Genomic DNA, 10,130 nt, shown 5'->3' on the forward strand with positions numbered 1-10,130 from the left:
TGCGGTTCCTCGCGCCGCTCCCGGGCGGGACGCGCGCCCTGCCGGCGGGTCAGACGACGAACATGTCCTTCTTCGACCATTCCGGCGCGGCCAGCCGGGCGGCCGCCGCCTGGGCCAGGTAGGTGAGGTGGCCGCTGCCCTCGGGGACCTCCCGCGGGATGACGCCGGCGACCTTCTGGGTCCCGAAGACCGTGCCGGGGGCGAGGTCGAAGAACGGGAACTCCGGCTCGGTGCAGCCGATGCAGGGCATGCCGGCCCGGGTCTTCGACGACTGCCGGTTCCACAGGATCCGGTTGCACGGGGAGTGCGTCATCGGCCCGCGGCAGCCGAACTCGTAGAACAGGCAGCCCTGCCGCGTCCCGTCGCCGAAGGTCAGCGTCGACTGCTTGTACTCGAAGTACTGGTTACGAGTGCAGCCCGTGTGGGTGAACGTGGTGAAGAACGTCTGCGGCCGGTGCAGCTCGTCGAGCGCGATGTCGGCGGCGCGGCCGGTGGCCAGCGCCACCAGGATCTGCGTGATCCAGTCCGGATGGGCGGGGCAGCCCGGCACGTTGATGACGGGCAGCCCGGCTCGCGAGCGGAAGTCCGGGCCGAGGAACCCGCCCGCAGCGCGCTTGTGGAACTGCAGCCCGGTGGAGTCGGTCGGGTTCGGCGCCGTCGCCGGAACCCCGCCCCAGCAGGCGCAGTCCCCGATCGCCACGACCACCTGGGCCTGGCCGGCGAGGTCGCGCACCCAGTCCTGCATCGGCCGGTCGGCGAACACGTCGAAGCGGCCGCTGCCGTCCGGGCCGCGTATCACCGAGCCCTCGAAGACGAAGATGTCGACCGGCTGCTCACCCCGGGCGCAGTTCCAGAACAGCTCCCGCGCCTGCCCGCCGGTGGCCAGGCCCAGCGACGGATGCCAGAGCAGGTCCAGGCCGAAGTCGGTGATCAGGTCGATGACGGTGGGTTCCTCGGCGTTCAGGAACGACATCGTGTTGCCGCTGCACGCCCCGCCCTGAAACCAGAGCACGGATGACATCGGTGGTCCCTTCGTCGGATGGCCGGCAACCGGTGGGGCGGCGGATCGCGACCGGTCGCCGCGCGCCTCGCGTCGCATGGCTCAGGCCGCACGAGGACTGCCGGCACAGCGACGCTACGTGCCCGGGAAGGGGACGCCGATGCGTCGTGTGCGGAGGCTGCCACCAATGCGTGGTGGCGTTTGCCGCTGCGTGCCTGGCAGGACCACAGTGAGCCCGGCGGATGTTCAAGGAGTCCGGCGGGACGTCAGGAAGCCCGGCGGGACGTCAGGGAGCCCGGCTGGACGTCAGAGGGGGCAGGGCGGTGCACGAGCTGTCGATCTGCCGTTCCGTCGCGGACATCGTCGCCCGGCACGCGGCCGGCCGGCCGGTGACCCGGGTGCATCTGCGGGTGGGGGCACTGCGGCAGGTGGTGCCGGACACCCTCGTCTACTGCTGGGAGCTGGCGCACGCCGACGCGGCCGGGGCCGAGGTACTGGCCGGGTCGGTGCTGGTTGTCGAGTCCGTCCCGGCCGGCGTGCGCTGCCGGCGGTGCGGCGTGCACAGCGAGCTCGCCGTGCCGATCCTGCGCTGCGCCGCCTGTGGCACCACCGACGTCGTCCTGGTCAGCGGCGAGGAGTTTCTCGTCACCTCCTTCGAGGTGGCGACCGACGCCGTGGAGGCGTGACGAACCATGGGTCGATTCCATCCACACGCAAACAGCCAGCCACACGCAAACAGCCAGCCACACGCAAACAGCCAGCCGCACCAGAACGGTCAGCCGCATGACCATCCGCACAAGGACGGTCACGCGCGGCCGCCCGGTTCGGTGGGGGACCATTCCGGCTACCGCACCGGCGCGGAACGGGTCGAGGTGCTGGAGCGGATTCTCGGGGAGAACGAGCGGGTCGCGCGGGCCAACCGGGCGGCATTCGACGCGGCCGGCGTCACCGTGGTGAACCTGATGTCCGCGCCCGGCGCCGGGAAGACGACCCTGCTCGCCGAGACGCTGCGCCGCCTCGCGCCGCACCGGCGGATCGGCGTCATCGAGGGGGACATCGAGACCAGTCTGGACGCCGATCGCCTCGACGGGTTCGGCGCGTCGATCGCCCTGGTCAACACCGGCAACGGCTTCGGCGGGGAATGCCACCTGGATGCGCCGATGATCGCCTCCGCGCTGCCCCGGCTACCGCTCGCCGAACTCGACCTCATCATCATCGAGAACGTCGGCAATCTGGTGTGCCCCGCCGAGTTCGCCGTCGGTGAGGACCGGCGCGCCATGGTGTTCGCCGTGACCGAGGGCGAGGAGAAACCGCTCAAATATCCGGTGATGTTCCGCTCCGCAGATCTCGTGCTCGTCAACAAGACGGATCTGCTGCCCCATCTCGACTTCGACACCGAGGCGTTCCGGCGCAACCTCGACGCCGTCAATCCGGGGGTGGACGTGCTTGCCGTCAGCGCTCGCACCGGGGAGGGCGTCAACGCCTGGTGCGACTGGCTGGCAGACCCGCTCGGAGCACCTGGTGCGGCCCCAGCCCGGCGTTAGGTCGTGCCCTGATTTAATTGACATTTCGGCGTCGGCGAGAAATCCGGTGGTGCGTCTCCGGTGGGTCGGCGATCCGGAGAAGATCGAACATTGGGTCGGCGGTTCTCGGCGCGTCGCGTCCGGTTATTGCGACCGGTCCGGTAGAAAGCCTGTGGTCGGGATTGCGGAACGCGGAAAGGTTGAGACATGCGCCCATCCAGCGGAAATCGCAGGCATTCACGTGACGCGGGTAAACGCAGGGTACTGGCAGCCGTCGCGGTGGCCGCCGCCTTCGGCTTCCTCACCACCGCAGCCGGCTGCCCGCCGCCTCCGCCCTGCCAGCCCTACCCCCCGTCGTCGGCCGTCTGCTGACCCCTGCCGGCGGGAGGAATCAACCGCAGCGTCCGCCGGAGCCCCTTTCCCATCGCCGGGCGGTGCTCGACGATGCGGCTCGGCGCAGGTCGTCGCCGCTGATCACCGTCTCGGCGGCTGGTCCGGCGATGGTGGCGGCGATCTGAAGATCCCCGCGGCCGGGCAGCGGTTCCACCCGCAGCACCGCGTAGGCGCGCCCGAGCCAGGACCCGGATCGCATGATGATCGCCGATGGCGGCCCAGGCATGGCCGGAAGGTCCGCACCGAGGGCNGTCAAGTGGATCTCGACGCCGTCGGGTTCGGCGAGCACACCGTCGGCCACGACGGCGAACCGCGGTGTCTCCAGCACCACCAGATAGCAGTCGACGCCGACCGGGATGGATGCTGGCGGCTCGGCCGCTTTCGCCGGTCCGCTCACGGCCGGCCCTCTCCTTCCGGTGGGCCGGCCGCCCGGATTCGGCGGGCGGTCCGAGCCGCCGCGCGCAGCGCCGCGCCGTCGATAACGGTCTGCCCTGTCCGTCCGGCGGTGCGTCCGGTGCAGGCGACATCGCCGGAACGCGGCATCGGCCGCACCCAGACCCACGCATGTGATCGTCGTCGGTCCGTGGTGTAGCCGCCGCCGAAGTGCGACAGGCTGAGCGCGCACGCTGGATCCGGCGGCCGGAGCTCGCAGCACACCGGGACGGCCCCCGGCCCGCAGGCGGACCAGATCGGAGCCTCGGGCGGGACGGGTTCACGCCCCGCCCGCGCCGCGGCCTCCTCCTCGACGCTCAGGAACCGGACAATGTTCGGACCGACCGCGAAGAACCCGGCCATCAACCCGGCCATGAACCCGGCCGGCTGGGCCTGCACCCCGTGTAGCACGACCACGAGATCGGGCGTCTCGATCAGCCGCTCGAAGACGTGCATGCCACCGGGAATGACCCTGCGGGTCGGGGAGCGCCAGGTCCTGGTGGGCGGTCATCTCCACATCGTCGATCAACGGCAGTAGATGCTGACAGTGTTTGAATAGTCCGTGTTTGAACAGTCCGTGGCGGAGGAGCTCCCGGAGTCCCCGGAACCGAAGCCCGCCACCCGCCGACGCAAATGATCGGAGGTGGCCGATCTCCTCGGCGAGGGACGTCAGGGTGATCGGCCGGCGTCAGGAGTGCGATCCGAGGGGGTCTGGCCGGTCGACGGCGCCGGAGAGCGCATCCGGTGCGAGGGCCGAAACCTCGTTGCCGGTCCTGGGCAGCGGCGTGCCCGCTAGTTCCAGCGGGTTCGGCCCGTCCGGCAGGTCGGCTTCGGCCCAGGTGCCCCGCAGCACGGCTACGGCGTGGTCGTAGGCGTCGTGGGTGGGCAGTAGCCGGCGGATGTTCAGAGGCAGCAGGTCCTCGCGGTTCGTCCGGCCGCACCGGGGGCAGGTCTGCTGGTTCAGGGGGAGCAGCACGCCGCAGCCGCCCTCCTGCGCCCCGCAGCGTCGCCAGTCCCGGCCGACCTCGATGTGTCCGACCGGCTGCCAGCGGCGCGCCGCCGTGGCGGGCCCGATCGTGGTGGTCGCGCCGGTTTCCGCCAGGGCGGACGCCCCCGGGCGGAACCATCGTGCGCTCCTCCTCGCGGTCCATCGCGATGACAAGGCGCAGCGCCTCCCTAATTGTCCGGGTACTACCTATCTTGCGGTGGTTCCCTGGCCTCTTCGAGGGAATCGCCTGGGGACGCTGGAGGCAAGCGAATGGCACTTTCGGGTGATGCGTGGGCCTCGCGCGCCTGCGCAATCCGGCTGGGCCACCGAAACCCGACAACCCCTGTGATCTGCGCGATCTCCGCCGCGGCCGCGTGGGCGAGGCGCGCGTCGCCGTCGAGGCCACCGACGGACTGCGCTTTCGGCTAACCCCGATGCCGCGCCGGTGCCGGTGCTCGTCACCCAGCAGCTCGGACGCCCGCCTCACCGAAATCCTCGGCTATCAGCCGTGAAATGTCGATCTCCCCGGGCGTGCCGTCCCTGTGCTCGGCGCCCGGAGCGCCACGCCGCGCCCGGACGCGGGCTCGTCCGCTTGAAACGCGGATACCTGACCCTTCCCAGGACGCTGCGAACCGGGGCCGAGCGGGTGATGGCCAGGCGGAGACCATCACGGCGTCTGCGCCCCGCACTCGGCGATCTCCTGGCAGCCGAACCGCCCTCGACGTCCTACGCGGGTTGTTCCGACCACCCGACCCGAATGCCGTGACCACGCTGCTCGCCGAGATGTCGGCTGATTCGGAAGCCACGAAGCCACCGAGCCACGAAGCCACCGAGCCACCGAGCCGCGCTGGTTCCCGGCCCCGACTGCTATTCTCGCGGAGCAGAAGGCTGCACGGGCGAATCTCCCGCCAGCTCGGCTGCATACTCCATGGCGGCGTGAGTCAGCGATTGCAATCGGCCAAGTGAGCGCTTGCTCACATCCTGCCAGGCGTCGACGCTGTGCCAACCCTTTCCGTCCAGTGCTGCAATCGGCTCGACCATCTCGACGTCGGTGGGCGGCTGCGGCAGACGGAGGAGCAGCCAGCCTGTGCCCGTCGCGAAGGCCGCGGCAATGCCGTTCGCGACCACCACCGGAACTCCAAAGACCGGTGTGATGGCCGCGCGCGACGGAGAGATCAGATCAAATCGTTCGACGAGGTCGGGGTGCGTGTGAAGCTCCCAGCCATCCAGGACATACCGTCCGGATTCACGGCGTGGACGCACGGCCTGGTCGCGCAGATAGGTAAGAACGTCGTGGTTGGCGGGTAGGTCCGAGAGGGGCATCCAAGAAATGTAGTGCTTCGGGCGGCCACGAATAGATCTTGTCGGGATTGCGACGGCGCCTGTTGACGCCGTGGCATGGCGCCGAGCGCGCCGTGCTGGCCGCTTGGGGGCTCGGCCCGCCCGGCGAGCAATGGCGAGGGGAGGGCGACCTGACAATGCTAGTGAACGCGTTGCGGCAGGATCGACGCCCGGGCCCACGCAGGAGTCGGTGGTAGTACTCCCAGCCCGCGCGCCAGCATCCACCCGGTCGATCTGCCACAACCTGACCCATCTCCAGATCTTCTTCGGCACAACAGAAGATCAACATCGGAAAAAGGTCGAGCTCCGAGTCGGAGTCGAGCGGCTGCCCGGCCGTACCCTCTCGACGCTCCCACCCCCGACGCCAGGGACAGTCTTCGCTTTCCATACGATATGGAAACAAGTGTGTCCGTCGGCGTCTTCGTTGGAGAGCGTCGGCCGTAGGGGTATGCCGGAGCGCTCCGGTGGTCTTGGTGGAGGGATCGTGGGGGGAAAGGCGGCACCGTCCGCGCCAGACGAACATTACCATTACCTGGACGCGTTACGTGGCATCTTCATGCTGGGCGGAGTCTTCGTACACGCCTCGACGCTTGGTGACGATCCGATCTTCAACGGGATCGCCTATGCCTCCGGCCTCTTCCGGATGGCGGACTTCTTTCTGATCTCCGGATTTCTCTCCGCGATGCTCGTCGGGAAGTACGGACCCGCGCGCACCGTGCGCCGCAGGCTTGCCAGTGTGGGAATTCCCTTCGTCTCCACCCTGGTCCTGCTCAACCCCACCGCACTGTGGCTGAGCTACAACTTTCACAACCCGGACGTCTCGTTCCTGGAATTCCTGCAGGGACACACCGTCCCCGAGCCGGCGGGGGAGCTGCGCTGGCTTCTGCAGCTATGGTTTCTGGTGGCGCTGCTCGTCTACGCGTTGTGCACCCCGGCGGCCGTGACCGTGCTATCCCGCGTCGTGTCCAGCCCCGTCTACCGGCGGGCAACCACCGGTCGACCACGCGTCATGGCCACGATCATCATATCGGTCATGGTGGGCACCATCCTCATTCGCGGGGGGTACCGAGCCGCCGTCGTTCCCGCCATCGGTTCCGATCCCCTCGATCTCCCGGTCGAGGAGACGCTGGACTTCCTGCCGTTCTTCCTCCTGGGCGTGCTTCTCTACCTGGATCGGCGGCGACTCCTGCCGGCCTTCCAGCGGCCTGCGCCGATACTGCTTGCCGTGGCCGGCGTCCTGCTGCTGGCGGCCACCCGGGGCTGGGTGGGCGGGCTGGCCTCGTCCACCGGTGTGGTACTCAGCCGGACCCTGTTCACCGTCGCGATCACCGTCAACCTGTTCGCCGTGGCGAGCCGGCTCGTTCCCGGCCCCCGGCCGGCCGTTCGCTACCTTTCCGACGCGTCCTACACGGTCTACCTTTTCCACTACTTCTGGATCTACGTCATCGCCACGCTTCTCTCGTTCGACCCGAGCCTGCGCTGGCCGCAGATGCTCCTGGTCACGACCCTCACCTTCGGCGTGACGTTCGCCCTCCACCACTTCGTCATCCTGCGGTCGCCCTTTCTCCGCAAGATCTTCAACGGGAAGTTCCCGGCCGGAGCCCGCAGCGAAGGCCGCCACGGCGATCGCCGACCCGCCGCGGCGCGCGCTGTCGGTAGTCCGACCGCGACGGCCGCAGGGTCGGAGTCCGAGCGGACCCAGCCGCTGCGCTGGCTTCCCCCGGCCGACCACCTGGATCCGGAACGGACCCAGCAGCTCCGCTGGATCCTCTAGTGCCGCGTCTCGCGAGGTGTACCGCCCGGAGCTTTTCGCTGACCGTGGCGACGAAGTCGTCGGCGGTGCCGAGGGGTGGATTCGCGCCATGCGTGCCGGATGGTGCGGTGAATCGAGGCTGACGGATGGCAGAGAATGCGGCAGCGTGGCGAGACGGGGCTCGGGATCGCTGGACCGTGTTCCACTTTTCCCAGGCAAACCCCGTGGGGCCCGGCCAGGACGACGTCGGCGCTCTCCTTCGACGGGTCGCTGACTCGATCGACGCCTTGGGCGACATCGAGGTCCAGGAACTGGTGATGCACACCGAAGTCACGGCCGACGGCGCCTGGCACTCGATCTCTGTCTATTACCAGCGGGATGACTGAGGCGCAACCCGGAGCCAGGAGACGAACCCTCCGCGCAGGAGACTGCGACGCCCGGGTCAGGGGCGCCGTCACCCGGCTGGGTGCGCCCGGCCGGGATCGATGCGACCTGGTGCTTGGCGGTAGTTCGTTGGATCAAGGTTGTGGTGGCTAGGTCTGCCCTGTTGGTTGTCTCCCGGACACGGTAGGGAGGCTGACATCACCAGGCGCCTACCCTGTCCGCCGGCTCCGGCTCCGGCGCCGCGTCCGTCCGACCCGGCACATTAAAGATCAGTAACTCCCGGAGATCGTTAGAGGGCCGGCGATGGGCGATGCGTTCGCGGGGCGCCGCATGGGTCCGACCCGACCCGGGGCTGGCTGATACATGGCGTCCCAAGCTCACGTCGCCAACGGCCTACGCATCCGTGCAGGTCGTCACCGCAGCGTTGTCCGCTGGTCGATCGAAAAGGTCGGGAATAGCGGGCCCGCGGTGGGCGTCTCAGTACAGGATTGAGGCTGTGAGCGCGGTGAGGCCTCCGCGCGGACGACGACGGGAGCGGGTGCGATGGTGCGGTCCGCGCGATCGGCGCGGTGCCCCGTCACCGAGGTCCTGGCCTCGTTCCAGGCCTACCGGGCGCTGCACGTCGATCTGCAGCGGGTCAGCGCCGCGTTGTGTTCGCGCTGAGCGCGTCCGTCTTCCGTACCTGACAGCGCCGCCGAATCCGCGTCGTCCGATCCGATGGGCGGCGAGGCCCCTCGTCGAGCACAGCCGACCCGGGGTCACCCGCAACGGCAGGGCGGCGATCCGGCACCCAGAGCCTCACCCGGCACGCGTCGACACCGGCCCGCGGTGTCGACATCGAACCGATGACCAGGGAGTCCAGGATGAGCGTGAAGATCTATTTCGAGGAGTACGGCAGCCCGACGGTGCTGGTGCAGGCCGAGGAGACGGTGGGGGAGCCGGGCGCGGGGGAGGTCCGGATCGTGAACCGGGCGATCTCGGTCAACCCGGTCGACTGGAAGGTCGTCGCCGGCTACCTGAAGGACTTTGTGCCGCTGCAGTTGCCCGCCGTGCCGGGTAACGAGACGGCTGGCGTGGTCGACGCGGTTGGCTCGGGCGTGGACGGGTTCGCCGTCGGCGACGAGGTCATCTGGTCAGGTTTCACCGGTGGTTACCGCGCGCAGGCCAACGTGCCCGCGAGCTCGCTGATCGCGAAGCCGGCCGCCGTCGACTTCGAGCAGGCGGCGTCACTGCCCGTTGCGGCCGGGACCGCGTACTCCGCGGTGCACCAGGTCGGTGTCCGGGAGGGCGACACCGTGCTCGTCCACGCCGCGGCTGGGGGAGTGGGGACGGCGACGGTCCAGATCGCCAAGGCGCTCGGCGCCCGCGTGATCGGTACGGCCTCCCCGGCCAACCACGACTACCTCCGCTCGATCGGCGCGGAGCCCGTCACGTACGGAGATGGTCTGGTGGATGCCGTGAAGGCCCTCGGAACGATCAGCGCCTCGATCGACAATGTCGGCGGTGCGGCGTCGGTCGCGGCGACGGTGGCGCTTCTTCCCGACCTGTCCCGTGCGGTCACGGCCGTAGCCGACGAGCATGCCGCCGCCGCCGGGATTGCGGCGGTCGCCGCGTCCGAGGACAGGCTGGCCGCGGTCGTGAAGCTGGCCGAACAGGGCGTGGTTCGTTTCGAGATCCAGGACCGCTTCCCCCTCGCCGAGGCCGCGAAGGCGTTCGAGCTCAGCCTCACCGGCCACGTCCGCGGGAAGATCATTCTTGTCCCCTGACCCAAAGCCCTGACCTGGGCGGATCGCCGGAACCATGAGACCCGGAGGCCGAGGGCCGGACACGGCCCTCGGCCTCCTTCTCATCGGCTTCGCCCGGCTGTGGGGCTGCGGGGGATTCCCGATACTCTCCCCGGCCGGTCGGAGACCGTCGAGCTATGACCTCTGGCCTAAGAGGGTGTTGGGTAACTGGGGATGTTCGGAATGTGATGGTGCTGGTGGGATGGCGTGTCGTGGGGTGCCCGCGGGGAGNTTCCGGNCACGATCGGACCGGTGTGTGTCTGTTCGTGTAAGGCCGCCTACGACACGTCGTTGACGGACGGGCAGTGGGCGGTGATCGGACCGCTGTTGCCCGTGCGGGACCCGTGCCGCGGTGGTGCCCCGTTGAAGTACGACCGACGCCTGGTGATCGACTCGATTCTGTACGTGCTGGGAGCGGGGTGTTCGTGGCGGCGGATGCCGCATGACCTGGCGCCGTGGGACGTGGCCTACCGGTGGTTTCGGGACTGGACCGCGGACGGGACGTGGGCGCGGGTCCACGACACCCTGCGCG

Annotated in this window: 11 protein-coding genes; 6 read left to right on the forward strand and 5 right to left on the reverse strand. The window is 69.3% G+C overall.

Annotation, left to right across the window (positions count from 1 at the left end):
* Positions 1 to 49 precede the first annotated feature (49 nt).
* Positions 50 to 1,021 (reverse strand): NADH-quinone oxidoreductase subunit B family protein, encoded by a 972-nt coding sequence (locus tag FF36_RS21110; RefSeq protein WP_044886862.1) that lies wholly within the window; start codon positions 1,019 to 1,021, stop codon positions 50 to 52.
* Positions 1,022 to 1,242: 221 nt separating this feature from the next.
* On the opposite strand from FF36_RS21110, the gene FF36_RS21115 reads away from it, so the two are divergent.
* Together FF36_RS21115 and hypB are read left to right on the forward strand one after the other, a co-directional pair.
* On the forward strand, positions 1,243 to 1,686 hold the full coding sequence (locus FF36_RS21115; protein ID WP_242422690.1) for a hydrogenase maturation nickel metallochaperone HypA: 444 nt from the start codon (positions 1,243 to 1,245) through the stop codon (positions 1,684 to 1,686).
* A 141-nt stretch (positions 1,687 to 1,827) separates the two neighbouring features.
* Positions 1,828 to 2,544, forward strand: a complete 717-nt coding sequence (gene hypB, locus FF36_RS21120) for a hydrogenase nickel incorporation protein HypB (protein WP_201784171.1) — start codon at positions 1,828 to 1,830, stop codon at positions 2,542 to 2,544.
* 370 nt (positions 2,545 to 2,914) lie between these two features.
* Here hypB and FF36_RS36425 read toward each other — a convergent pair.
* From FF36_RS36425 to FF36_RS35540, 4 genes are all read right to left on the reverse strand, one after another.
* On the reverse strand, positions 2,915 to 3,166 hold a 252-nt coding region (locus FF36_RS36425), incomplete at its 5' end, for a hypothetical protein (RefSeq protein ID WP_206778469.1).
* 143 nt (positions 3,167 to 3,309) lie between these two features.
* Positions 3,310 to 3,804: a hypothetical protein gene (locus FF36_RS21130; RefSeq protein WP_044886866.1), complete on the reverse strand. Its 495-nt coding sequence runs from the start codon at positions 3,802 to 3,804 to the stop codon at positions 3,310 to 3,312.
* 232 nt (positions 3,805 to 4,036) lie between these two features.
* The gene (locus FF36_RS21135; protein WP_044886867.1) at positions 4,037 to 4,510 is read right to left on the reverse strand and encodes a hypothetical protein; all 474 of its coding nucleotides are present in this window, start codon (positions 4,508 to 4,510) and stop codon (positions 4,037 to 4,039) included.
* Positions 4,511 to 5,203: 693 nt separating this feature from the next.
* A complete protein-coding gene (locus FF36_RS35540; protein ID WP_055406894.1) occupies positions 5,204 to 5,659 on the reverse strand; it encodes a hypothetical protein in 456 nt (151 codons plus the stop codon).
* Positions 5,660 to 6,161: 502 nt separating this feature from the next.
* On the opposite strand from FF36_RS35540, the gene mdoC reads away from it, so the two are divergent.
* From mdoC to FF36_RS21155, 4 genes are all read left to right on the forward strand, one after another.
* Entirely contained in the window at positions 6,162 to 7,451 is a 1,290-nt protein-coding gene (gene mdoC, locus FF36_RS21140) for a glucans biosynthesis protein MdoC (RefSeq protein ID WP_044886868.1), read from the forward strand.
* A 125-nt stretch (positions 7,452 to 7,576) separates the two neighbouring features.
* Positions 7,577 to 7,816, forward strand: a complete 240-nt coding sequence (locus FF36_RS21145; protein ID WP_044886869.1) for a hypothetical protein — start codon at positions 7,577 to 7,579, stop codon at positions 7,814 to 7,816.
* Between the two features lie 861 nt (positions 7,817 to 8,677).
* A complete protein-coding gene (locus FF36_RS21150) occupies positions 8,678 to 9,580 on the forward strand; it encodes an NADP-dependent oxidoreductase (protein ID WP_044886870.1) in 903 nt (300 codons plus the stop codon).
* 270 nt (positions 9,581 to 9,850) lie between these two features.
* A partial coding sequence (locus FF36_RS21155) for a transposase (RefSeq protein WP_044886884.1) occupies positions 9,851 to 10,130 on the forward strand: 280 nt, incomplete at its 3' end.

The organism is Frankia torreyi, assembly GCF_000948395.1.
Classification (GTDB): Bacteria; Actinomycetota; Actinomycetes; order Frankiales; family Frankiaceae; genus Frankia; species Frankia torreyi.